This window comes from Drancourtella sp. An12 (assembly GCF_002160935.1).
GTDB classification, from domain to species: Bacteria; Bacillota; Clostridia; order Lachnospirales; family Lachnospiraceae; genus Sellimonas; species Sellimonas catena.
Genome location: NZ_NFLO01000002.1, coordinates 162,226 through 187,326, shown reverse-complemented (window position 1 = coordinate 187,326; position 25,101 = coordinate 162,226). Strand labels below are relative to the sequence as shown.

The window sequence follows — 25,101 nt, the reverse complement described above, 5'->3', positions numbered from 1 at the left end:
TCTCTCACCTTACCTGGTCATTTTTCAAAAAGGCCTCAATGCCGATGACTGCCTCTTCTTCGTCGTCACCCTCTGCAGTGATCTCGATCTCCATTCCCTTTGATGGTCGGAAAGCCATCATCCCCATAATACTCTTTGCGTTGATATGCATATCGCCGCTCTTTAACATAATCCTGCTCTGGAACTGGCATGCAATACGAACCAGTTCTGCGCCCGGTGCCTCATATCTGCTTTCGATATCTGCTGCTATCACTTTTCGTGTGGTCATATTGACTCCTCCTTCCATCTGGAAATGTTCTTTTTTTAAGTTTATTATATACCAGTTCCCCGGGGCTTTCAATTTGAAGTTGCGGATTTTTTCTTTCCCTTTGCCCGGATGAGTGCTATAATGTTTCCAGTATTATGCTGAAAAAAAGGCCGTACGCTCTTTTGTGCGGCAAAAAAGGAGTGTGTCCTATGTTGGAACGTAATTTGACATTATTGACAGATTTGTATGAACTGACAATGATGCAGGGATATTTTAAGGAGAAGGATCACGACAAAGTCGTTGTATTTGACGTCTTTTACCGTGCCAACCCTTGTAATAATGGCTATTCCATTGCAGCCGGGCTGGATCAGGTGATCGAGTATATCAAGGGGCTGCATTTTTCGTATGAAGCAGTGGATTATTTAAGAAGCCTGCACATTTTTGATGAAGATTTCCTTCATTATTTAAGTGGATATCATTTCAGCGGTGATATCTACGCAATTCCGGAAGGAAGTGTGATTTTCCCAAGAGAACCGATTATCAAAGTCGTTGCCCCGATTATGGAGGCCCAGCTGGTGGAGACGGCGATTTTGAATATCGTAAACCACCAGTCTCTGATTGCTACCAAGACTGCCCGTGTTGTCTACGCGGCAAACGGCGGCGGCATCATGGAGTTCGGCCTTCGCCGTGCCCAGGGGCCGGATGCCGGACTTTACGGGGCGAGAGCTGCCATGATCGGCGGCTGCGTCGGCACATCCAATGTTCTGGCCGGACAGATGTTTGATGTTCCGGTGATGGGAACCCATGCCCACAGCTGGATTATGAGTTTTCCAAATGAATACGAAGCATTTAAGGCGTACGCCCGGATGTATCCTGATTCCTGTACTCTGCTTGTGGACACATATGACACCTTAAAATCCGGTGTACCGAACGCGATCCGTGTGTTCAGTGAGATGCGGGAAGAGGGAATCCAGTCGAAAAGCTTCGGAATCCGTCTTGACAGCGGCGACCTTGCATATCTTTCTAAGAAGGCACGTAAGATGCTGGATGACGCAGGATTCCCGGAGGCGAAGATTTCCGCTTCCAATGATCTGGATGAATATCTGATCCACGATCTGAAGCAGCAGGGAGCAGCCATCGACGTCTGGGGTGTGGGCACTCACCTGATCACGTCCAAGGACTGCCCGTCCTTTGGCGGCGTCTACAAGCTGGCGGCTATTCAGGATGAAAACGGCACGTTTGTTCCGAAGATCAAGCTGTCGGAGAATACGGAAAAGATTACCAATCCGGGCAACAAGACGATCTACCGGATCTACGAGAAGGAAAGCGGCAAGATCAAGGCAGACCTGATCTGTTTTGCAGATGAGACTTTCGATGAAAATGACGATCTGCTTCTGTTCGACCCGATCGAAACATGGAAAAAGACGAAGTTAAAAGGCGGCACTTACACGATGCGTGAAATGCTCGTTCCGGTTTTCATCAACGGAGAATGCGTATACCAGTCTCCGACCGTGATGGAGATTGCGGATTACTGCCGCCAGGAAAAAGATACACTGTGGGATGAGACAAAGCGTCTCTTCTACCCTCACAATGTCTATGTCGATTTATCTGACCGGCTGTATCAGGTGAAGAAGGAACTGCTCGATCAGATGAGTATGGATAATTTATAAGGAGGATTTGATTATGAGAATTATTGTATTAGCAGGAGGACTCAGCACCGAGCGTGACGTTTCTTTAAGTTCCGGTGCAGGGATCTGCCGTACCTTACGTGAGAAAGGCCACGACGCTTTTCTTCTGGATCCGTTCCTCGGGCTTCCGGATGCCGGGGATGATCTGGAAGCGGTCTTCAAAAGACCGGACGCAGGTCTTGGAATCGCATCCGGAATCCGCTCCACAGAGCCGGATCTGGAAGCGGTAAAGGCATGCAGAGAAGACAAATCAGACTGCTTTTTCGGCGCCAATGTCATCGAACTTTGCCGGCTTGCGGACATCGTATTTATGGGACTTCACGGAGACGTGGGAGAAAACGGAAAACTCCAGGCATCCTTTGATGTCCTCGGTATCCGTTATACCGGCCCAAGTTCCCTTGGCTGCGCCCTTTCCATGGATAAAGAAATTACGAAGGTGATCTTCGAGGCAAACCAGATTCCGACTCCAAAGGGAACCTGGATGAAAAAATCTGCTTCGGATCATTCCCTTGCTTCCACCGGACTTTCTCTCCCGCTCGTGGTAAAACCGTGCTCCGGAGGTTCCAGCATCGGCGTTTATTTCGCCCACACTGAGGAAGAATTTGACCAGGCTGTCCGGGAATCCTTCCGCTATGAAGACGAGATTATTATTGAGGAGTATATTAAAGGAAGAGAACTTGCCTGCGGCGTCATCGACGGGAAAGCCCTTCCGGTCATCGAAATCTGTCCGAAAAACGGCTGGTTTGACTATGCGAACAAATATCAGGACGGCATGACAGAAGAGATCTGCCCTGCCCGGATTCCGGAAGAAACAGCACTTCGGATTCAGAATATTGCGGAGAAGGCATTCAAGGCACTCAAACTTGACGTGTATGCCCGTGCCGATTTCCTTCTGACTGAGGACGGCAGCATTTACTGTCTGGAATACAACAGTCTGCCTGGAATGACAGCCGCAAGCCTTCTTCCAAAAGAAGCAAAGGCGGCCGGAATCGAATTCGGCGATCTCTGCGAACTGCTGATTGAAAAATCCATGGATGCCCGTTACCGCGGGTAATTACCAAAGACAGGAGAACACATATGAAAGGATTATCACTGGCAGCTATTGCCTCCGCCTGCGGCGGCACCTGCTACGGACCGGAAGAACTTCTCAGCCGGGAGATTACCGGCGTGGCGATTGACAGCCGCAAGATTGAAGAAGGATTTCTCTTCGTTCCAATCAAAGGTGCGCGCGTAGACGGACATGATTTTATAGAACAGGTTATGGAGAAAGGAGCACTGTGCTCCTTATCCGAACATTCCCTGGGAGACGTCCCGTACCCGTATATTGTTGTAGAGTCCACCGAACAGGCGCTCAAAGATCTGGCCCGCTATTACCGCAGCCGGCTGAATCTGAAAGTGATCGGCATTACGGGAAGCGTTGGCAAGACCAGCACCAAAGAGCTGATCGCCTCTGTTCTGGCGCAGAAATATCACGTACTGAAAACAGAAGGAAATTATAATAATGAGATCGGTCTTCCGCTGACCATTTTCCGGCTGACCGAAGAAGATGAAATCGCGGTTCTCGAAATGGGAATCGACCATTTCGGAGAAATGCACCGTCTGGCGGATATTGCAAGGCCGGATGTCTGTGTCATCACCAATATCGGATACGCACATCTGGAAAGTCTCGGTTCCCGTGAGGGAATCCTCAAAGCAAAGACTGAAATGTTCGATCACCTGCAGGATGAGTTCTGTGTTGTTTTAAATGGAGATGATGATATGCTGCGCACGGTCTCTGATGTGCGCGGGCAGAAACCGGTATTTTTCGGCATCGATTCTGCCGCTCCGGTTTTCGCATCCCACATTGAAAACAGAGGACTCAAGGGGACACTCTGCACAATCCAGCTTCCGGCATGCGGCGATTTCCCGGAGACAACGATTCAGGCCGACATTCCGATTCCAGGAAAACACATGGTCTACAACGCTCTCGCAGGAGCTTACATCGGCCGCCTCTTCGGACTCTCAGCCGAGGAAATCGAATCCGGTATCCGGGCTCTCCAGCCGGTATCCGGACGGAATCACCAGATTGAGACCGATACTCTGACCATTCTGGACGACTGCTACAATGCCAATCCGGCATCCATGCGGGCATCCCTCGATGTCCTCGCCATGGCTTTGGGACGCCGCACCGCGGTTATGGGGGACATGAAAGAATTAGGCGAAGACGAAGACCTCCTTCATTTTGAAACCGGAGAATACGCTGCCCGCAAAGGCATCGACCAGATCATCTGCATCGGACCTCTGGCCGAACACATGTATCAGGGCGCCAAAAATATTGCCTCCGGCAATACCGTACTCTACTATCCGGACAAAGAACGCTTTTTAGAAGATGTACCTTCCTTATTTGAAAAAGGAGATACCATTCTTGTAAAAGCTTCCAATTCCATGAAATTCTCTCAGATTGTGGAAACATTAAAAGAATTCGGCTGTAACGGAAACTCCCCGGCAGACAACAGCATGGAAAAAGGAGAAACATTATGATGGATTACCAGATCCTCGCCCTGGATCTTGACGGCACACTGACCAACTCAAAAAAAGAGATCACGCCCCAGACAAAAGAGGCACTGATCCGGATACAGGAAAACGGAATCAAAGTAGTACTTGCAAGCGGACGCCCAACAACCGGCGTCCTTCCCCTTGCAAAAGAACTGCAGCTGGAACGCTTTGGAAGCTACATTCTCTCCTTCAACGGCGGACGCATCACCGACTGCCGGAGCCGGGAGATCCTCTACAACAGACTCCTTCCAAAAAACATCGCTGCACCTCTGTTTGAGATCGTCAAACACTTTGATGTCGATATTGTAGGATATTCCGAGAAGGCCATACTGTCCGGGCTCCACACGAACCAGTACACCGAACTGGAATCCCGGATCAACGGGCTCCCGGTCCGCCATATCGAACCATTTACCGAACATATCGAGGCAGACAACAACAAATTCCTCATCACAGGAGAACCAGATGAAATCGCCCGTGTAAAAGACAAACTCATCCCGCACTTTCACGGACTGCTCAACATCTACTGCTCCGACCCGTTCTTCCTCGAAATCATGCCGCAGAACATCGATAAGGCACACTCCCTTGAGAAACTCCTCTCAAGCATCGGGCTGACCACCGAACAGATGATCTGCTGCGGAGACGGCTACAACGACATCACCATGATCCAGTCCGCAGGACTCGGCGTTGCCATGGCAAACGCACAGCCCGCCGTCAAAGAAGCCGCCGACTTCATCACACTCTCAAACGACGACGACGGCATCCTCCACGTAATCCAGCAGTTTTTCTAATCATTGGGGACGTGTTCCGATGCTTCGGAACCTGTCCCCAATGAATTTTTCATGAAAATGCCCGCCAGCCCTTGATTTTACTGGGCTGGCGGGTGTTTTTTGCGTTTTGGGGACGTGTTCCGGCGTTTCAGAACCTGTCCCCAATGAAAATTTTAAGAAAAAGCCCTCTAGCCCTTGATTTTACTGGGCTGGAAGGCATTTTTTGTATTTTGGGGACGTGTTCCGGTGAATCGGAACACGTCCCCAAAAATTATTCAAACATCTGGGCTGCGTCTTTGAGGAGTTGGCGGATCTGGAGGTGTTGTGGGCAGGCTTTTTCGCATTTGCCGCACTGGATGCAGGCGGATGCTTTTCCTTTTTCTTTTGTGATGGTCTGGTAGTCTTCTTTGCTTTTTTCGTTTTCGTACTGAATTTTGTCGTTGACGCAGTTGAAGATTTCCGGGATCGGGATCTGTTTTGGGCATCCGTCGGTGCAGTACCGGCATGTGGTGCAGGAGATCATTTTCTGTGCGTTGAAGATCTCTGCTGCCGTTTTGACTGCGTCCTGTTCTTCGGGTGTGAGTGGCTGGAACCGGGTCATGAAGCTCAAGTTATCGTTCATCTGTTCCATGTCGCTCATACCGGAGAGTACCATCATGACATTGTCAAAACTTGCAGCGAAGCGGATGGCGTAGCTTGCGTTTGTTCCGCCGTGGAGTGCGTCGAGTGTGTCCTGTGCTTTTTTCGGCAGGCGGATGAGTTTTCCTCCTTTGACCGGTTCCATGACGATGACCGGCTTTCCGTGTTTCCGGCAGACGTCATAGCAGGCTTTGCTCTGTACTTCTTCATCAAGATAGTCTGCATAGTTGAACTGGAGCTGTACGACTTCCAGCTCCGGGTGATCTGTGAGAATGCGATCCAGTACTTCGGCGCTGTCGTGGAAGGAGATTCCGACGTGGCGGACTTTTCCTTCTTCTTTTAATCTCTGAGCTGTTTCATAGGCGTGGCATTTCTGGAATTTTTTATAATTTTCTGCGTTCTGTGCGTGCATCAGGTAGAAATCGAAGTAGGACACGCCGCACGCTTCCAGCTGGCTTTCAAAGAATGGGCGGATATCTTCTTCTGTCTCGAAGTATGGTTCTGTCAGTTTGTCTGTCAAAATAAAGCTTTCTCTTGGGTACCGTTTTACAAGGCATTCCCGGATGGCTGTCTCGCTTTTTCCTTTTAAGTAGCCTCTGGCCGTGTCAAAATAATTGAATCCGGCCTCCAGGAAGGTGTCTACCATCCTGGTAAATTCCTGCTGATCTACTTCTTCGCCGTTCATTGGAAGGCGCATGCATCCGAATCCAAAATTCTTTTTTACATTTTCAAATCTGTTGCTCATGTTGTCTTCACCGCTTTCTTTTTTCTTCTTCTTTTATTGTAATCCAATCTTTCATCCCAGGCAATCATTTCTCACACACAAAAGCTCCGCCTGCGGGAGAAGGAATCCCGCCGGGCGGAGCTTTGTCTGAAAAGAGATGTGTCTCTAGGAAGCAAAGTTTCCTGTATAGAGTTGATAATATTTTCCTTTTGCCTCGATAAGGTCATCGTGGGTGCCTCGTTCAATGATGCGCCCCTGTTCCATAACCATAATGCAGTCTGAATTCTTGACTGTGGACAGGCGGTGGGCAATGACAAAGGTGGTCCGTCCTTTCATGAGGGCATCCATTCCGGCCTGTACGAGTTTCTCGGTACGGGTATCGATAGATGAAGTCGCCTCATCAAGAATCAGTGCCGGCGGATCCGCAACTGCCGCCCGGGCAATAGCGAGAAGCTGCCGCTGTCCCTGGCTTAAGTTGGATCCGTCTCCCGTCAGCATGGTATTATAGCCGTCAGGCAGCCGCCGGATAAATCCGTCCGCATTCGCAAGTTCTGCCGCCTTGATACATTCTTCGTCCGTGGCGTCAAGTTTTCCGTACCGGATATTTTCCATTACCGTACCGGTAAACAAATGGGTATCCTGAAGGACCATACCAAGAGATCTTCTCAGATCCTGCTTTTTGATTTTGTTAATATTGATGTCATCATACCGGATTTTCCCGTCCGCAATATCGTAGAACCGGTTGATCAGGTTTGTAATCGTCGTTTTTCCTGCACCCGTCGCGCCGACAAACGCAATCTTCTGTCCCGGTTTTGCATAGAGACTGATATTGTGCAGGACAATCTTGTCTTCGTTATATCCGAAATCGACATCATCCAATACAACGCCGCCTTCCAGTCTGCGGTATGTAATGGTGCCCTCCGCCTTATGCGGATGTTTCCACGCCCAGATATTGGTCCGCACCGGGGATTCAATCAGATTGCCGTTCTCATCCTCTTCGGCATTGACCAGTTCCACATATCCTTCGTCCTTCTCCGGCTCCTGATCCATCAGTTCAAAGACACGCTGTGCTCCGGCTGCCGCATTGACCACGAAGTTGATCTGCTGGCTTACCTGGGTAATCGGGTTGGTAAAGCTTCGGTTCAGTCCCACAAAGGTAACAACAGTACCGATGGTAACTCCTGCCAGCCCGTTGATCCCGAGGATTGCTCCTACAATAGCCACCAGCGCATAGCTGATCCACCCGATATTGGCGTTAATCGGCATGAGCAGGTTGGCATAACGGTTCGCCTTGTTTGTACTGTCACGAAGCCGTTCATTGACTTTGTGAAAATCCGCCATCGCTTCCTGTTCATGGCAGAACACCTTCACAACCTTCTGCCCGTCCAGCATTTCTTCGATGAATCCATCCACTGCTCCCAGATCGATCTGCTGGCGGACATAATATTTTCCGGACAGTTTGGAAAAATTGGCCGTTACAAGCAGCATGACACATGCTGTCAAAATGGAAATCACGGTAAGAAACGGATTTAACACTATCATGGTAATCAGTGTCGCAATCATGGATATCACGGAATTGATGATCTGCGGAATACTCTGGCTTAAAAGTTGTCTCAGTGTATCCACGTCATTGGTATAGACTGACATGATATCCCCATGTGCATGGGTGTCAAAATATTTGATCGGCAGAGACTCCATCCTGCGGAACAGATCATCTCTTAAATGCCGCATCGTTCCCTGGCTTACATTGACCATGATCCTGTTATAGGTAAATGCCGTGATAACTCCCGTTGCCATTATGCATACCAGACGAATCAGGTCTGAAGCCAGACTGCTGAAATCCCTGGAGCCGCTTTCGAGCATTGGTGTAATGTGATCATCAATCAACGTCTGGGGGAATGTCGCCCCTACAACAGTTGCGATGGCAGTAATCAAAATGCAGATAACTACAATCAAAAACGGAATTTTGTAATAATGAAGCATATATCGAATGACCCTGTTGATCAGCCTGACGGCTGTATTCACTCTGGATCCTGATGGTTTTTCATTGATCTTTTCGCTCATAACACTGTTTCCTCCTTTCTGATTATGCCGGCTGGTCAAAGTCGCCGCTGCCTTCCAGCTGCGAGTTGTAAATTTCCTGATAAATTGCATTGTGTTTCAGCAGGTTTTCATGTGTATCGAACGCATCGATCTTTCCTTCATCCAGAACAAGAATCCTGTCTGCGGACTCCACACTGGAAACACGCTGTGCAATAATAATCTTTGTTGTTCCCGGAATCTTCTTTGCAAAGGCTGCCCGGATGTTTGCATCGGTCGCCGTATCTACCGCGCTGGTAGAATCATCAAGGATCAGTACTTTCGGTTTTTTCAAAAGTGCACGCGCAATACACAGACGCTGCTTCTGTCCTCCGGAAACGTTGGCTCCTCCCCGCTCGATCCGGGTTTCATATCCTCCCGGCATCCGGTCAATAAATTCATCCGCGCACGCTGCTTTGCATGCCTCAATACACTCTTCCTCTGTGGCATCCGGATTTCCCCATCTTAGGTTATCCAGAATCGTTCCCGAGAACAGAGTATTTTTCTGAAGCACAACGGAAACCTGATTCCGAAGCACTTCGGTATCATATTTGCGGACATCCACGCCGCCTACACAGACAGAGCCTTCATCCACGTCGTAGAGCCGGCAGATCAGATTGACAAGGCTGCTTTTCCCGGAACCGGTTCCTCCGATTACACCAACTGTCTCACCGCTTTTAATGTGAAGATCAATATCAGAAAGAGCATTTTTACCGCTTCCATGTTTATAGGAAAAGTTCACATGATTAAAATCAATCCTGCCGTCCTCAACTTTCATCACCGGGTTCTCAGGATCCGTCAGATCCGGCTTTTCATCAAGCACTTCACCGATACGGCGGATACTCGCCATGGACATACTGATCATAACCACTACCATGGACAGCATCATCAGACTCATAAGAAGAGCCATGATATAGCTGAACAGACTGGTCAGATCTCCTGTTGTCAGTGAACCTTCCACAATAAACCGGGCACCGAACCAGGAGACGGAAATAATGCAGAAGTAAACCGCAACCATCATGGCCGGGTTATTGAATGCCAGAAGCCCCTCTGCCTTGACAGACAGATCGTAAAGAATCCTGGATGCTTTTGCAAATTTTTTATTTTCATAGTCTTCACGTACAAATGCTTTTACCACACGGATTGCAGTGACATTCTCCTGTACACTCGCGTTCAAATCATCATACCGGCGGAAAACCTGACGGAAAATTTTCAGAGTGATGACCATGATCGATCCAATTACAACCACAAGGAACACAACCGCAATCAGGAACATGCCGCTGAGTCTCCGGTTAATAATCATACACATGGTAAAACTGAAAATCAGGTTTAACGGCGCCCGGACTGCCACGCGGATCACCATCATGTAGGCATTCTGCACGTTGGTAATATCCGTTGTCATACGTGTAACAAGTCCAGGCACACTGAATTTGTCAATATTGGAAAAGGAAAAGGTCTGAATATTGGCATAGATTGCCTCCCGCAGATTTGCGGACAGACCGGATGCGGCGCTTGCAGCATTTTTTCCTGCCATCGCTCCAAAGATCAGGCTCAGAAATGCCATGACAATCATCAGGGCACCATAACGATATACGACGGAAAGATTCGACTGCTCCAGTCCTCTGTCAATAATAATGGCCGTAACAAAGGGCATGAGTATTTCCATAATTACTTCGAGAGCGGTCAGTCCAATACACAGAAAGGTATCCCGTTTATACTTTCCCAGCTGTTGTAATACTTTTCTCACTGTAAAAACCTCCTGTCCATTTACTCTTTTACCTTATTTTTAATTTTTCCAGTACCGGATGCTTTTTGTCAGCTTCCGAACTGTCTCCTATTTATTAAATCACAAATTTCCTTGAATGAAAAATGAAAAAATGGTATCATTAATGCTACAAACGCAATAATAGAAAGGAACGGAACCATGAATACACAACAGCTGAAAACATTTGTCCAGGTGGCGGAAAACCTGAACTTTGCAAGAGCCGCTGAATCTCTCAATATTACCCAGTCCGCAGTCTCCCGCCAGATTCATGCTCTGGAAGAGGAACTGGATACCAAACTGCTGCACCGGACCACAAGGACTGTCCGCCTCACCCCTGCCGGAATCAGCTTTCTTGACGATGCAAAGCAGATCATAGAACGACTGAAATACGCTACCGCCAAAATTCAGCACCACACCGCTGCCGCCATGCAGGTGGTCTCCATCGGGTGTGGAAGCGAGGCCCACCTTGATTTTCTAAACGGCATTCTCGATTCCTGCTTAAAGGAGATGCCTGCGTTTCATCCGTTTCTGAGAATCATCTCCCACCGCTCGCTTCTGAATCTGTTTTATCAGGGAGAGCTTGATCTTCTGATCGGATTCCAAAGCGACATCCCTTTAAAAGGAAACGTCGTTTACGATGAACTGCTCCATATCCCGCTTTGCTGCGTATTTCCGCGCGGTCATGCCTATGCCGGAAAAAAGGAAGTTTACGAACAGGATCTTCTTTCAGAACGCCTTGTTTTCTGCAACTCCTATGCGCTTCCTGCCGGCGCCTTGGAATATCAGAACCGCATCACCGGTTATCTGCCGCCCGAATCGGTTTACTTCTGTGATAATTATCAGGCAGCTCTGACACTGGTCCGTACCGGATATGGATACTGCATCCTTCCGCAGTCCCGATTCCCGGATGAACAGCTGTGCTACATTCCTCTCGCCGGCACGGATCCTTTATCCTACGGAATTTTCTATAAAAAAGGAGTGGATAACCCACCCTTGAAAAAATTTATCTCTATCGCAAAAAGGAGTGTGAAAGAGGATTTCCTCTCATGAAAATAAAGCCATGGGAGCTGTCTGTCCCATGGCTTATATTTCCTTACAAAGAATATGGCGGAGCGATCTGCCGTATTTTTCTTTCGTCGCCCGGATTCCGTAACCCCGCTTCTGCACATTGGAAAGGCTGTACGGGTTGTCCGGATGAACGGTCGCCAGCAGATAACGCATGCCCCGTTTCTTCATTTCCTCTTCGCAGACTTCCATCATCCTGTCCTGAAGATGATGCCCGCGGTAAAGAGGAGCCACAGCTGCCGTATCCATATGCGCCGACAAAAGCAGCTGTTCTTTTGAAAATCCCAGATCATTGCCAAGGTTGTACGGGACATCCCCCGGGATCTCCACAAGAAAACATCCTGCAGGAATTCCCTCCTGCTTAGTCCTTGCAATGACCGCAAAACCAGCATTCTCCTCTTCCTTTACGCAGGTTTCCAGAAATTCTTTTCCATCCTCGTAAAACCAGTCCGGATTCTCCATATATGCAACGGTTGTTTCCATCAGCTTCTGAATATCCGCAAGATCCGTTTCTTTGGCTTTCCGGATCACAAATTCGGTCTGCCCGATTTCCTGATATGCCTCTTCGTAGGCTTTCTTTGTTTCTTCATCAAAGCATACCATCACCACTTCCCGGACCGTGCTCTGAGTATGAAGAAATGTGAGAATCTCCCTGACAGCCGTCTTTGCCGCAAGGGAAACCGGGTATCCGTAGATTCCGGTACTGATGGACGGGAAGGCTACAGTATTCCGTTCATAGCAGGCTGCAAGCTTTAAACTGTTCCGGTAACAGGAGGCCAGAATCTGTTCCTCTCCACAGTTTCCGCCACGGTATACCGGCCCCGGTGTGTGAATGACATAGTCCGCCGGAAGTCGGTAGCCTTTTGTGATCTTCGCCTCACCGCGCCTGCATCCATTGAGGGTGCGGCACTCTTCCAGAAGTTCCGGTCCCGCTGCCCGGTGGATGGCTCCGTCCACTCCGCCTCCTCCAAGCAGCGATGGATTCGCCGCATTGACGATGGCATCCGCTCTGCATTTTGTAATATCTCCTTTGATAATCCGAAATGTTCCCATCTGTATTCCTCCAGTTTCTGACTTTACTCTTCCTCTTTGTTCCATTCCAGGATAATCTGCGGAATGCCACAAAGTGTGTCTGCCTTCCGGTCAATGAGCGAAAAAAGCTCCTCATCCGGCTGTGTCAGATCCGGCACCATAATGACACAGCAGCCGGCGCCGGATGCCGCACGAACGCCGTTTGGCGAATCCTCCACCGCCGCACATTCTTCCGGTTTTCTTCCGATCTTCCTGCATGCATATTCATACACATCCGGAAACGGCTTGCCGCGCTCTACCATAGTAGCACAGACGATGTCGTCAAACAGATCCAGAATTCCAATTTCACTTAAATAGCTTCTCGTCCGCTCTTCGTCCGTTGCCGTCACAACGGCAGTCTGATATCCGGCTTCCCGAAGCCCGCAGAGCACTTCGTCCACACCGCCCTTCTTCTCGATTCCATTTGCTCTCAGATGCTCGTTCATCAGCTCTTTTCTCCGCTCCCGGATAGCCCAATAATCGTACTGCTCACCATACGTCCTGGCAAACCACGGGGCAGCGTACCTGCTGGCAAAACTGCGGAACTGATAAGAATCCTCTTCTGTCAGCAAAAGCCCGGCTTCTTCTGCCGCCTGTCTCCAGAACCGGGTCAGGTATTTTTCCGTATCAATCAGAACACCGTCCATATCAAAGAGTACTGCTTTTATTCTCATCTTCTCTTACCATATTCCTTCCATCTTTTCTACAAGCAGGGATTTCACCGCACCCTTTTCCTGTACGTGGAACTCAAAGTTCCCCATCTCGGACTGCTGATAAAACTTCTTCGCTCCTGCCGCCTGCCCTTCATTTAAAAATACCTCACAGACATTCCGGTCCACAAAAACTTCCACCACCGTCACCTGATCAATGTCCGCAGGATAGAGGATATTTTTCGCTCCTTCCCCGACAGTCCGGAAACGGCACTGTCCGTCTTTCTGCTCCAGATAGAGCTTGCGGTCCTTCCATTTATAAAGCGTCATGCGGAAATCCGCCGAATGTTCCAGTTCCAGTCTGACATAGTAGGTGTTCCCTTCGATTCCGGAAAGTTCCACATTCTCGTCACATCCTTCATAGACCGGGTAACGGATCAGCTGATAAATTCCCTGAACCGGATTCTGGTACAGCCTTCCATCCTTGACATGGAGCACCCTCGGAATACTCATGCTTCCGCAGGCTCCATTTACTGATTTGACATGTTCCTTTGCAACATCGCTGATCCAGCCGATGGCAACTCTCCCGATCTCGGTTTCAAGTGTCTGCACGGCATAAAAATCCGCGCCGAAATCATATAGTCCCTTCGTCTCCGCATGGAACTGATCCTGATACCATTCTCCGATATGGTAATAGGTCCCGTTTTTCCTTCCGTGCTCGTCCACATTGCCGCAGTATCCGGCTGTCAGCACCCACTGATTGTCCAGTTTGTAAAGATCCGGGCATTCCAGAGGAAAACATCCTTCCTCCTGCTTTTCCTCGAAGATCTCCTGACAGTACGTCCACTGCACAAGATTGTAGGACTTATAAAGCGCAACCGCCGGGTGTTCCTTTGTCCGTGTGCCGATGATCATCTTGTATTCGCCATCTTCAAAAAATACTTTCGGACCCCGGAAATCCTGGATTTCCTCATCTTCCGGTCCATCGATAATCCGGCTCTCCCGTTCCCACGAAATTCCGTCCCAGCTTTCCGTCATGACCTGGTATTCCCTCATATTCTGCGGTTCTTTCCGCTTTCCGATATGTCTTGTAAAGAACAGCCTCATTTTCTGCTCATCATCAATCAGCGCAGTCCCCGAAAACGCTCCTCCCACAAGTTCCGGATGATTCAGAATCTCCTGCTGCGGCTCCATGCACACCGGGAGGTGTACCCAGTGAATCAGATCCTGGCTGACTGCATGTCCCCAGTACATATTGTCCCACTCTTCCGAGAATGGATGAAACTGGTAAAACAGATGATAGTATCCGTGATAAAAGCAAAAGCCGTTCGGATCATTCATCCATCCCTTCAGTGGTGAGAGATGAAACTGATTTCGCACCGGCGTATCGTACCATCCTGCCCACTGGCTTTTACCGTAAAATCTGCCGTCCTGGATCAGGCAGATTCCCCGCTCCATGATATTTTCACATCCGCTTAAATACGCGTAGGAAATCTCGCAGTCCTCGGGCGTCATCTCATAGGTTGTTCCCTGGTTGACAGCGATCCGCATCCACTTTCTGTACTGGTCAATCCGGAACATCTTGCGCGCGCTTCCGGAAATCATATGAAGTCTGCCTGTCTTCCCAGGTTCTGTCTTAATAAACAATTCCAGCTGTCTGTATTTTTGTGTATTAAATCTCATGTTTTTCCTCCTGTTCTCAGGCGTATTTGTCGTCAGTTATCTACTTCTACTGTACAGTTTATCACAAAGCGCCGCATTAAAAAAGCGGTATCCCTTCCGAACGCTCGACAAAATCCGGCCGGAAACGATACCGCCTTCCCTTTGATGTCTACAGAATGATGCTTACAAGAATTCCCGCAGTCAAAAGAATCAGAAGAATCCCTACACTGACCTGAAGCCATCTAGGATTTTTGACCTCCTGATCTGAAATTTCATCTTCCGGCTCCACATCTATCTCAGATTCCGCAAGAATCGATTCGATAATTACTCCTGCCTGCTCCGCATCCCGTCCATCTACATAGATCTTCTCTCCGAAGATCGAATTCCCCGTATACACATCCATAACTCCTCCGGCCCCTCTGGCCTCGCGGAATCCCTGAATGCCGTTTCTCTGAAGTGCCTCCAAAAGCATCTCGGCCTCGATTCTGTCGCCTGCCGTATAAATGCAGACCGGACTCATAGCCTCCACTTTTTCCCTTCTTACTGCTCTCATACGAACACCTCTTTTCCTTTACACCAGCGGATTTTCTGATCAAAGATTTCTATCTTTATTATACTTCTGTTTTTTCTCATTTTCAATTCGGATTTCCCTTGACAAGACCTGTTTTAAGATCTATTATGATATCAAAATAATATCACTTTAACTCATGTTTGAATGAAGGAGGAAGAGTTATGGAGGCAAAAGAATCCCTGATCCAGGAGGAACGGATTATTCACGCACTGAACGGTTTTCTCATGTTGTTTGTCAGTACCGTAGTACTGATAGCAGGTACCGCTCTTTTTATCGCAGGACCCGTTTTTTACAGCATGGACCGGGTATCCGGCGGACTTTGCGGTGTTCTCGTGACGCTTGGCATCATCCTTTTCGTTGTTGCCATCATTTTGTACTGCGGACTGAAGATTCTCAATCCGAACGAAGCCCTTGTATTTGCACTCTTTGGTAAATACTACGGCACGATCAAAAAGTCCGGCTACTACTGGGTAAACCCTTTCTGCTCGGCAATCAACCCGACAGGAAACAAAGCCGGTTTTACCGTTTCAGCCGGCGGACGTACTTCCGTAACGCCTGCCGCGAAAAAGATTTCTCTTAAGACAATGACTCTCGACAATGCAAAGCAGAAAGTCAATGACGAACTGGGAAATCCGGTGGAGATCGGCGCCATTGTCATCTGGAAGGTTGTAAATCCGACGCAGGCTGTCATCAACGTGGAGAATTATAAAAACTACCTCTCCATCCAGTGCGATGCCATCATCCGTAATACGGCCCGCATGTATCCTTACGACACAAGCGAAAAGGGTGACGAAAAGTCTCTGCGCGGCAGCAGCCAGGAGATTGCGGATATCATGCAGCTGGAGCTTCAGGAAAAGGTAAAAGATGCCGGTATCCAGATCATTGACGTGCGTATCACCCATCTGGCTTACGCACCGGAGATCGCGTCCGCCATGCTTCAGAGGCAGCAGGCCGCAGCCATCATTGACGCACGCCAGAAGATCGTGGAAGGTGCAGTCGGCATGGTGCAGATGGCTCTGGATAAGCTGAATGAAAATGATATTGTAGAGCTTGACGAAGAACGCAAAGCCGCCATGGTCAGCAATCTTCTTGTCGTACTGTGCGGCAACAAGGACGCGCAGCCGATCGTAAACAGCGGTACCATCTATTAAAATCAGGAAAAGGTGGGACACATTTTGGAGAAAAATACGACTGAAAAGGGAAAAGCCAAAAAACAGGTCCCTTTAAGGCTCTCCCAGAGCCTTTATAACGAAATCGCCCAATGGGCAGAAGATGATTTCCGTTCCATGAACGGGCAGATCGAATATCTTTTGACCGAGTGTGTGAAATACCGGAAAAAGAAACTGAATAAAGAGTAAAAAACAGGAAGAGTTTCCAGGCCGGAACTCTTCCTGTTTTTTTATTCTTTATGCTTTTTTCTAAACAAGATGTAACAGGTGTGTTGCCACCTGAAAGTATACCATGATAGAGCAGACGTCCACGATCGTTGTAATCAGCGGCGCCGCCATGATGGCCGGATCCAGGCGCAGCTTCTTTGCGACAAGCGGAAGCACACATCCGATCAGCTTCGCGATCAGAATTGTCGCAACAAGTGAGATCGATACAAGAAGTGCCAGCATCGGATCATGGTAACGGATTACCATATAAATTCCGTTGACTACCGCAAGAGCCGCTCCCACAAGAATGGCCACCCGGAACTCTTTGAAAATCACCTTGAAAATATCTTTAAAATGAATCTCGTCAAGGGCAATACCGCGGATAATCAGCGTCGAGCTCTGGGAGCCGCAGTTTCCGCCGGTGTCCGTCAGCATCGGGATGAAGGAAACGAGAAGCGGAACGGCAGTAAATGCTTCCTGATAGTGCGCGATGATCGTCTGTGTCAGCGTCGCGGAAAGCATCAGCACCAGAAGCCATCCGATCCGGTTTCTTGCGTGTTTGATCACGCCTGTTTCAAAATACGGCTGTTCACTCGGGCTCAAGGCGTTCATGATTTCCATATCTTCTGTCGTCTCATCAACGAGGACATCCATCGCGTCATCGACTGTCACGATTCCGACCATATATCCCTGCTGGTCCAGAACCGGGAGCGCCAGAAGATCATACTTGGAAAGCAGATGCACTGCCTCCTCCTGGTCGGTATGAGTTGTGACGGAAATAATCTCTGTCTCCATCAGCTCTTCCATCGTCATGTCATCGTCCATTGTCATCAGATCCTTGGCAGAGACGATCCCGACAAGCCTTCTATTTTCCAGCACATAACAGGTATAGATCGTTTCTTTGTGAATCCCGGTCTGTTTGATGTGGTCCATGGCCTCTTTGACTGTCGTTTTCCGGCGCAGATCCACATACTCCGTCGTCATAATGCTGCCCGCACTGTCCTCCGGATAATTCAGAATCGTATTGATCTGCGCACGTCTTTCTTTATCGACCTGCTCCAGGATCCGCGTCACCAGATTGGCCGGCAGCTCCTCCAGCAGATCGACCGTGTCATCCATGTAGAGTTCATCAATCAAATCTTTCAGCTCTTTTTCCGTAAACATCTCCACCAGATAGGTCTGCATGGAACTGCTCATCTCCGCAAATACTTCCGCTGCCTTTGACTTCTCAATCAGGCGGAACGCCAGAATCATCTCCTTATCGTCCAGCTCGGCAAGAAGAGCTGCAATGTCCACGGTATTCATGACCTCCAGAATACTTCTGACTGCCTTGAACTCTTTTTTCTTCAAGAGGTCTGTTAAAATCTGTCTGTTCATAGCAATCCCTACTTTCTTTTATGAATTTTTCCATGTAACAATACGAGTCATAACTGCCTCCAGCATCCATTGCACCTCACCTGCCTTTCTTTTATTTGACGTTACTGTTCCCCCCCCCCCCCGAAACAGGGGAAAAACAACGAGTTCCGCAAACGGAGCTCTCGCGCCGGGCGCGGTCGCTTTAGCGACAAATTTCTGCTTTGCGCGAGTACGCATCCCGCGGAGCGTTTTTGTTTAACAGGGAATGAAGTTTCCTGTTAAACAAAAAAATCCCCGGCAAAAACCGGAGATACCTGATCCTGTCCTTTTTCACGTACAAGCTTTAGTATCACAGGGCATAAAAACTGCGTTAGGTTATGCCTTATCGTCGACATAGCCTGTTGACCAGCGCATTGTGTCTCCACAATTTAGCGGCAGCAATCTTAGGTGTCCCAGATCCCTGTGGTAACCTCACCTACCGATTTCCTCTACAATCATACTTCCATTATCCGGCCGTGTCAAGTTTTTGTTTCTTTCTTTTCGGATCTGATTTATACTTGGAAGTATCAAAGGAGGATGATGCATGTGCGTATATTAATTGCGGAAGACGAAAACGATCTGAATCAGATTCTTACTTCGCGCCTGAAGGCCGAGCACTACAGTGTGGATTCCTGCAAAAACGGTCGGGAGGTGCTGGAATATATGGCAGGTGCCGAATACGATGCCCTGATCCTGGATATCATGATGCCGGTACTGGACGGCTTAAGCGTCTTAAAGAAAATCCGGCAAAGAGGCTCTACCGTTCCGGTTCTTCTTCTGACCGCGAAGGACAGCATCGAAGACCGTGTAGCGGGACTCGATGCCGGAGCAAATGATTATCTTGTCAAACCCTTTGCCTTTGAGGAGCTGCTTGCGCGTATCCGGGTACTTCTGCGCAAACCTGCCGGGACTCCATCCAGCTGTCTTCAGACCGCAGATCTGAAGATTCTTCTGGATACCCATCAGGTATTCCGCGGAGATACGGAAATTCGTCTCTCGGGGAAAGAGTTTTCCCTGCTCCGCTATCTGATGCAGAATGAAGGCATTGTGCTGTCACGCGACAAGCTGGAACAGCATATCTGGAACTATGACTATACCGGCGGTTCCAATGTGATCGATGTCTACATCCGGTATCTCCGCCGCAAAATCGATGATGGTTACGAACCAAAACTGATTCACACGGTACGGGGCGCCGGATACGTCCTGAAGGTGGTGTCATGAAACGACTGTCTTTAAAATTAAAAGTCACGCTTCTGTATTCCTTTTTCATGACGCTTCTGACCTGCGCAGCTCTTGCGATTTTATTTTCGCTGAGCAATCAGGAAATCCTTGCCTCCACGCAGAATACGTTGAAAAAACAGGTGCAGGAAAGCATGGAAGATGTCGAATGGGAAGACGGTTCTTTTGACGTGGATTCGGATTTTTATAATCTGGACGGCGGCGTGTATCTGTCTTTGTATACGGAATCCGGAAATCTTCTGTACGGCCGGATTCCCTATGGGTTTGATCTGAATCCGGAATTTTCCGACAGCCAGCTTCAGACGCTGACTGATTCCAGTCAAAGGTGGTACGTGTTTGATCTGGCCCACCGGATCTCCGGTTACGGACTCGTCTATATCCGCGGGATTTCCTCGGTCACGGATGCAGAATCCAGTTTCCGGATTACGATCCATTTCGCAATGATCGTACTTCCTCTTCTGGTTGTGCTGACCGCAGTGATCGGATATCTCTTTACGCGAAGAACGCTCGGACCGGTCCGCAGAATCACGGAGACCGTGCAGGAAATTCAGACAAAACAGGATCTTTCCCGCCGTATCGAGCTTGGAAACGGAAATGATGAAATCTACCAGCTTGCCGATACATTTGATCAGCTGCTTGACCGGCTTGAACATGCCTTTCGCCGGGAGCAGCAGTTTACTTCCGACGTTTCCCACGAACTTCGCACGCCGATTACCGTCATTCTGGCCCAGTGTGACGCGGCACTTGCCGACGAAACCCTGAACGGTGAACACCGTCAGCAGATTGAGCTGATCGAAAAAAAGGCGCGGAATATGGCTCAGATTATTTCCCAGCTTCTGCTGCTCTCAAGGGCAGATCAGGGAAGACAGAAGCTTCAGCTGGAAACGCTCAATCTCAGCGAGCTCACTGAGATGGTCTGCGAAGAGCAGGCGATTCTGGCCGGAGAAAAACAGATCATCATCAACACACAGATTGAGCCGGAACTATATGCCTCCGTCGATGAGACCTTTTATATCCGGATGCTTGTCAACCTGATTTCCAATGCCATCTGTTATGGCAACGAAGGCGGACACATTTTCGTCTCCTGTTTCCGGCAGAACGGATTTATCGCCGGCTCCGTAGAAGATGACGGCATCGGCATTTCCAAAGAAGATCTGCCCCACATCTGGGAACGGTTTTACCGGGCAGACACCTCCCGAAGCGCGTCAGGACATTCAGGACTTGGGCTTTCCATGGTGAAATGGATTATCGAGGCTCATGGCGGTACAATCACAGCGGAAAGCATCCCGGAAAAGGGAACCATATTTACCTTTTTGCTGCCGGAAGAAAAAAAATAAATTTCTGTTTTGCTTTAATGTTCCTTTAATCTTTGGGTACTATACTTATATCAACAACAAAAAAACACCCCGAAAAACCAAAGGGACATCATAGAAAGGAGATTTATTATGAAAAAAAGAATGATTGTTACAGCAGCAGTTACCCTTACACTTCTCGGTCTGGCGGCCGGATGCGGAGGAGGAAATGATATCGGAGAAGCAAAGGCAAAAGAGATCGCTCTGGAAAATGCAGGCGTAGCTGAATCTGATATTTCCAGATTCCAGTCTTCTAAGGAACGGGACGATGGAAGAACTACCTATGAGATTCAGTTCAACTCCGGCGATACAGAATATGACTATGAGATCAACGCAGAAAACGGCGACATCCTGAGTTACGATACGGAAACTGCAGGAAACGGACGCAGTCAGATTCAAAGCGGCACAGACACTGCCGGCAATACAGACACGGCTCAGTCACAGGATGACACCCAGAACAGCACCCAGGATAACACCCAGAATAATACTCAGAACAATACCCAGAGCAATACCGGAACTACCCAGACTCCGAATGTTCAGATCAGTGAAGCGGACGCAAAAGCCGCAGCTTTGGAACGGGTTCCGGGCGCAACCGAGCAGGATCTGCGCATGGAGCTGGAACATGATGATGGAAAATATATCTACGAAGGAGATATCATCTACCAGCAGACCGAGTATGAATTCGAAATTGATGCAAATACAGGAAACTTCCTGAAATGGAGCGAAGAGAGAGCATAACAGCTCCCTGTAAGAAAAACTGAAACATGATGAAAGGCGGCTGTCGTAACCGGTCTGATTTTTGACCGGATCACGGCAGCCGCCTTTTTCTTTTGTCTTTCATTGTCCTTCCCGCCATCTGTTAGAAAAGATCTCTTGTGTAGATCTGCTCCATGCATGTCTCGAAAGACTCTCTTAAAAATGCACTCCATTTTCTAAGCATTTCCGGCACCTCCTTTTAATTTTGATTGCATTGTAGCTTAATTTTCGCTATAATTCTTGTCAAATATATGGAGAAACCGGCCAGATTTTGCAGGAGGGATATGTATATGCACTTTTTTTATGAACTGAAAGAATCCAGTATGGAAATTGAGAAAAAGACTTCTGTCCATGTTCCTCCCCACCTTCACCGGTCACTGGAATGCATTTTTGTTACCAGTGGTACGCTGGAACTTGGCATCGGTACAGAGCTTTTCCATATGAATACCGGCGATTTCGGAATTGTATTTCCTGAGCAGATCCACCACTATCAGGTCTTTGACAGCGCGTTCTGTCAGGCAGTTTATCTGCTTGCCGCCCCTTCGCTTTCGGGTCCATTCTCAGATCATCTTCAAAACTTTGTTCCTGAATATCCTGTCCTGTCTGCGGCAGACGTCCATCCGGACATTACGTATGCCCTGCAGTCTCTTCTGAATCTTGGAACCCCTGCCTGGACTTCAGTGCTTTGTCAGTCCTACACCCAGATCATCCTTTCCCGGACACTTCCGCTTTTCTCTCTACAGCCCAAAAAGGATTTGACAGGGCAGGACATTGTATTTGATGCCGTCTCCTACATGGCAGGACATTTTACAGAAGAGCTCTCTTTGTCCCGGATGGCCAAAGATCTTGGTTACAGCCAGTTTGCGCTTTCCCGTGTCTTTTCCTCCGTTTTTCATACAAACTTTAACCAGTATTTAAATGACCTTCGTCTGAACTGTGCGCTTGGGCTGTTGAAGAACACCTCGCTTCCGGTTACTGAACTTGCCATGAATGCCGGTTTCACCAGTCTGCGCACATTCAACCGTGCCTTTAAGGAGCGCTTTCACATGTCGCCAAGAGAATACCGGAAGCAGCAGGCAGCTCCCGGTTCCTGATTTTCTTCTTTTTCAGGAGACAATTGCTTCATGCTTCCATTTTCCGCTTTTAAAGCGGAGCAGAAAACAGACAGAGCGGGCAACCCAGTCGATAATCATGGCAACCCAGACGCCAAATACACCCATTCCAAAATACTGTCCCAGAATATAGCTGAAAATAATCCGGAAAATCCACATGGAAACCACAGAAATAACCATACACATCCTTGCATCTCCTGCTGCCCGGAATACAGCCGGTGTTGTAAATGCCAGCGGCCAGATCAGTACACTGCATATTGCATAGAATCCGACAATCTGTGTCGTTGTGGATGCCGTAAGCTTCGACAAATGATACGCTTTTAAAATCCACGGCAGTACAAACAGAATAATCGTATTGGTTACAATCATGCTCAAATATGTAATGATCATAAGTTTCTTTGTGTAGTATTTAACCTGCTCATAATCTCCGGCACCCACACATCTGGCAATAACCGTCGTCACTCCCAGTGCGATGGCCATTCCCGGAAGAACCTGAAAAGAAGCAATAGTATTGGAAACCGCATTGGCCGCAATTGCATATGTACCAAATGTAGAAACAAGGCTCAATACAATGATCTTTCCAAGCTGAAACATACTGTTTTCCAGTCCATTCGGAATTCCGACCTTCAAAATGTTCCTGATCATCTGCCAGTCCGGACGGTAATGTAGATTTCTCTCCATGGATATTGTCTGACCCGGACGAAGCAGCAGAGAAATGATCAGTATCGCCGCCACCATTCTGGATATGAGCGTTGGAACAGCCACCCCTTCAGTTCCCCTGTGCAGTCCATAAATCAAACATGCGTTACCTGTCACATTGATAATATTCATAATAACAGACACCCGCATGGAAACTTCCGAATTCCCCATTGTACGGAAAATAGCCGCACCGCCGTTATATAATGCAATGAACGGAACAGATGCCGCCACAATCATCAGATAAATGTCTGCATGCCGCATGACATCCTCTTCGATCTTTCCAAACACTCCATGAAGAATCCAGCTTTTGCACAGATAAATCAGTACGGTAATCACAACTGCACAGATCGTAATAAACCAGATAAGCTGTGTAGCAGCCTGTCTGGCTTTTTCTTTATCTTTTCGTCCAAGATACTGCCCTGCAACCACGGCACCTCCGGTTGCAAGAGCAGAAAACACGTTGATCAGAAGCACCATGATATTATCCACCAGCGACACCCCGGAAACCGCCGCTTCTCCTACATTCGCTACCATAATGCTGTCCGCCATCCCGACCAGTACGGATAAAAGCTGCTCAATTACCAGCGGAATCAGCAAAGCCGTCAGATCCCGGCTGCTGAATAAATATCCGGATCTGTCCACCTTCTCTTTTCCTCTCATTTGTATATCCCCCTTTTCACGTAATGTCTATTATAAAACTTCTGTCCGGAGGATACAATCCTTTCTGCCCGGTTTCTCTATTTCTCGAGCAAACGCACTTTCACATGGTAGGTAAGGGTCTTCCCCGGTTCCAGAAATTTCAGGCGGCCGTCCCTCCTCATGACATCTCTGCCGTCCGGATAACAGTTGCCACATTCCAGGCCAAGCACATAATCCCGGACGCCCATCATTTTCCACTCGGTAAAGCAGTCCAGTTTCTTCGGATCAAACCGGATTTCCAGGCCGATTCCAAGTTTCGGCTGGCAGATGGACGCACGACCCTCTTTTTTACATTCATGGTAATAACAGCGTTCCTCATAGCCTGCCTGCGGTTTCTCCATATGCATCCAGTTTTCCAGGTCTTCTGCCGCATGGGCATTGCGCGGGCGCACCTGTTCCGAGGATACTTCCACAATACTGTCTTCATCCAGGAGTGGATAGCCCATATTCATATGGTACAAAAGCTCAATCGGCTCCGTCCGGTCTCCTTCATTGACAATCCTGTCACAGATCGTAAACGAAGCTTCCGTAAGGCTGACCCGGATCTCTCTTATCAGCTTCAGTTTCCTGCCAAAAATCACCTCGTCCCGCATCTGCGCATGAACAACGATCTCGCCGTCTTCCTCCTCCCACCGGTAATATTCCGCAGGGATATTGGCGATCGAACCGTGCATCGGCACCTGTTCCCCGCCGTCTTCACACGGCACGCCTGCCGATTCCAGACCGCATGTGGTCAAAAATCCTGCTGTAAAGGATTTGAGAAAATGATCCTCTCTCCTGTCATAATATGCCGGTCCCACATACCCGCACGGGGAAAAGTACCCCATATTGATTCCGCGGAACCGAAGTCTGGAAATATCCGCCGCACGGTCCAGCGACACCGTCAGATGCACCCCTGTCCCGCTGCTGATTTCCAGCAGACGCATTCCATCTCCTTTCCCGCCTACAAGGCGGTGTTCTTCCACACTCCAGATCTGCGAATCATGTCCAATATACGGATTCATACCCAT

At 48.6% G+C, this 25,101-nt stretch carries 22 protein-coding genes, 1 pseudogene and 1 riboswitch; of the genes and pseudogenes, 11 read left to right on the top strand and 12 right to left on the bottom strand.

Features of this window, described 5'->3' with window-relative positions; all coding sequences use genetic code 11:
• Positions 1-4 precede the first annotated feature (4 nt).
• The gene (locus B5E64_RS03160; RefSeq protein ID WP_087167083.1) at positions 5-268 is read right to left on the bottom strand and encodes an HPr family phosphocarrier protein; all 264 of its coding nucleotides are present in this window, start codon (positions 266-268) and stop codon (positions 5-7) included.
• Positions 269-456: 188 nt separating this feature from the next.
• On the opposite strand from B5E64_RS03160, the gene B5E64_RS03155 reads away from it, so the two are divergent.
• The 4 genes from B5E64_RS03155 to B5E64_RS03140 are packed head-to-tail and all read left to right on the top strand — an operon-like array spanning position 457 to position 5,258.
• Positions 457-1,917: a nicotinate phosphoribosyltransferase gene (locus B5E64_RS03155; RefSeq protein WP_087167082.1), complete on the top strand. Its 1,461-nt coding sequence runs from the start codon at positions 457-459 to the stop codon at positions 1,915-1,917.
• Positions 1,918-1,930: 13 nt separating this feature from the next.
• The gene (locus B5E64_RS03150; protein ID WP_087167081.1) at positions 1,931-2,989 is read left to right on the top strand and encodes a D-alanine--D-alanine ligase; all 1,059 of its coding nucleotides are present in this window, start codon (positions 1,931-1,933) and stop codon (positions 2,987-2,989) included.
• Between the two features lie 23 nt (positions 2,990-3,012).
• On the top strand, positions 3,013-4,455 hold the full coding sequence (gene murF / locus B5E64_RS03145; protein ID WP_087167080.1) for a UDP-N-acetylmuramoyl-tripeptide--D-alanyl-D-alanine ligase: 1,443 nt from the start codon (positions 3,013-3,015) through the stop codon (positions 4,453-4,455).
• On the top strand, positions 4,452-5,258 hold the full coding sequence (locus tag B5E64_RS03140) for a Cof-type HAD-IIB family hydrolase (RefSeq protein WP_343284038.1): 807 nt from the start codon (positions 4,452-4,454) through the stop codon (positions 5,256-5,258). Before murF ends, B5E64_RS03140 begins: the two co-directional genes overlap by 4 nt.
• Before the next feature lie 250 nt (positions 5,259-5,508).
• Here B5E64_RS03140 and B5E64_RS03135 read toward each other — a convergent pair whose 3' ends face one another.
• The 3 genes from B5E64_RS03135 to B5E64_RS03125 all read right to left on the bottom strand — a co-directional run bounded on the left by B5E64_RS03135 (position 5,509) and on the right by B5E64_RS03125 (position 10,426).
• Positions 5,509-6,621: an aldo/keto reductase gene (locus tag B5E64_RS03135; protein WP_087167079.1), complete on the bottom strand. Its 1,113-nt coding sequence runs from the start codon at positions 6,619-6,621 to the stop codon at positions 5,509-5,511.
• 144 nt (positions 6,622-6,765) lie between these two features.
• Positions 6,766-8,664 carry an ABC transporter ATP-binding protein gene (locus B5E64_RS03130; RefSeq protein WP_087167078.1) on the bottom strand — a complete coding sequence of 633 codons (1,899 nt, stop codon included), beginning with the start codon at positions 8,662-8,664 and terminating at the stop codon, positions 6,766-6,768.
• A 22-nt stretch (positions 8,665-8,686) separates the two neighbouring features.
• Positions 8,687-10,426 carry an ABC transporter ATP-binding protein gene (locus B5E64_RS03125; RefSeq protein WP_087167077.1) on the bottom strand — a complete coding sequence of 580 codons (1,740 nt, stop codon included), beginning with the start codon at positions 10,424-10,426 and terminating at the stop codon, positions 8,687-8,689.
• A gap of 177 nt (positions 10,427-10,603) precedes the next feature.
• Between B5E64_RS03125 and B5E64_RS03120 the strand changes: the two genes are divergently transcribed.
• Entirely contained in the window at positions 10,604-11,494 is an 891-nt protein-coding gene (locus tag B5E64_RS03120) for a LysR family transcriptional regulator (protein ID WP_087167076.1), read from the top strand.
• Between the two features lie 33 nt (positions 11,495-11,527).
• Here B5E64_RS03120 and B5E64_RS18320 read toward each other — a convergent pair whose 3' ends face one another.
• The 5 genes and pseudogenes from B5E64_RS18320 to B5E64_RS03100 all read right to left on the bottom strand — a co-directional run bounded on the left by B5E64_RS18320 (position 11,528) and on the right by B5E64_RS03100 (position 15,445).
• A complete protein-coding gene (locus tag B5E64_RS18320) occupies positions 11,528-11,971 on the bottom strand; it encodes a GNAT family N-acetyltransferase (protein WP_242959044.1) in 444 nt (147 codons plus the stop codon).
• An 84-nt stretch (positions 11,972-12,055) separates the two neighbouring features.
• A pseudogene (locus B5E64_RS18315) lies at positions 12,056-12,562 on the bottom strand (O-acetyl-ADP-ribose deacetylase); the annotation flags it as partial.
• Positions 12,563-12,585: 23 nt separating this feature from the next.
• Positions 12,586-13,254: an HAD family phosphatase gene (locus B5E64_RS03110; RefSeq protein WP_087167074.1), complete on the bottom strand. Its 669-nt coding sequence runs from the start codon at positions 13,252-13,254 to the stop codon at positions 12,586-12,588.
• Between the two features lie 6 nt (positions 13,255-13,260).
• Positions 13,261-14,913, bottom strand: a complete 1,653-nt coding sequence (locus B5E64_RS03105) for a glycoside hydrolase family 32 protein (protein WP_087167073.1) — start codon at positions 14,911-14,913, stop codon at positions 13,261-13,263.
• Positions 14,914-15,061: 148 nt separating this feature from the next.
• Complete coding sequence (locus B5E64_RS03100) at positions 15,062-15,445, bottom strand: DUF2007 domain-containing protein (protein WP_087167072.1); 384 nt, start codon at positions 15,443-15,445, stop codon at positions 15,062-15,064.
• 179 nt (positions 15,446-15,624) lie between these two features.
• Between B5E64_RS03100 and B5E64_RS03095 the strand changes: the two genes are divergently transcribed.
• Both B5E64_RS03095 and B5E64_RS03090 read left to right on the top strand, forming a co-directional pair.
• Entirely contained in the window at positions 15,625-16,614 is a 990-nt protein-coding gene (locus B5E64_RS03095; RefSeq protein WP_087167071.1) for an SPFH domain-containing protein, read from the top strand.
• A gap of 24 nt (positions 16,615-16,638) precedes the next feature.
• Complete coding sequence (locus tag B5E64_RS03090; protein ID WP_087167070.1) at positions 16,639-16,821, top strand: hypothetical protein; 183 nt, start codon at positions 16,639-16,641, stop codon at positions 16,819-16,821.
• 60 nt (positions 16,822-16,881) lie between these two features.
• On the opposite strand, the gene mgtE is transcribed toward B5E64_RS03090, so the two are convergent.
• Positions 16,882-18,216: a magnesium transporter gene (gene mgtE / locus B5E64_RS03085; RefSeq protein ID WP_087167069.1), complete on the bottom strand. Its 1,335-nt coding sequence runs from the start codon at positions 18,214-18,216 to the stop codon at positions 16,882-16,884.
• Positions 18,217-18,517: 301 nt separating this feature from the next.
• Positions 18,518-18,685: riboswitch (M-box (ykoK) riboswitch) on the bottom strand.
• A gap of 95 nt (positions 18,686-18,780) precedes the next feature.
• Between mgtE and B5E64_RS03075 the strand changes: the two genes are divergently transcribed.
• The 4 genes from B5E64_RS03075 (at position 18,781) to B5E64_RS03060 (ending at position 22,675) form a co-directional block, all read left to right on the top strand.
• Positions 18,781-19,455: a response regulator transcription factor gene (locus B5E64_RS03075; protein ID WP_087167250.1), complete on the top strand. Its 675-nt coding sequence runs from the start codon at positions 18,781-18,783 to the stop codon at positions 19,453-19,455.
• The gene (locus tag B5E64_RS03070) at positions 19,452-20,810 is read left to right on the top strand and encodes an ATP-binding protein (RefSeq protein ID WP_087167067.1); all 1,359 of its coding nucleotides are present in this window, start codon (positions 19,452-19,454) and stop codon (positions 20,808-20,810) included. Before B5E64_RS03075 ends, B5E64_RS03070 begins: the two co-directional genes overlap by 4 nt.
• Positions 20,811-20,918: 108 nt before the next feature.
• A complete protein-coding gene (locus B5E64_RS03065; protein ID WP_087167066.1) occupies positions 20,919-21,563 on the top strand; it encodes a PepSY domain-containing protein in 645 nt (214 codons plus the stop codon).
• Between the two features lie 308 nt (positions 21,564-21,871).
• On the top strand, positions 21,872-22,675 hold the full coding sequence (locus tag B5E64_RS03060) for an AraC family transcriptional regulator (protein ID WP_087167065.1): 804 nt from the start codon (positions 21,872-21,874) through the stop codon (positions 22,673-22,675).
• Between the two features lie 12 nt (positions 22,676-22,687).
• Here B5E64_RS03060 and B5E64_RS03055 read toward each other — a convergent pair whose 3' ends face one another.
• Together B5E64_RS03055 and B5E64_RS03050 are read right to left on the bottom strand one after the other, a co-directional pair.
• Complete coding sequence (locus tag B5E64_RS03055; RefSeq protein ID WP_087167064.1) at positions 22,688-24,052, bottom strand: MATE family efflux transporter; 1,365 nt, start codon at positions 24,050-24,052, stop codon at positions 22,688-22,690.
• A 77-nt stretch (positions 24,053-24,129) separates the two neighbouring features.
• Positions 24,130-25,095 carry an aldose 1-epimerase family protein gene (locus tag B5E64_RS03050; RefSeq protein WP_087167063.1) on the bottom strand — a complete coding sequence of 322 codons (966 nt, stop codon included), beginning with the start codon at positions 25,093-25,095 and terminating at the stop codon, positions 24,130-24,132.
• Positions 25,096-25,101 lie beyond the last annotated feature (6 nt).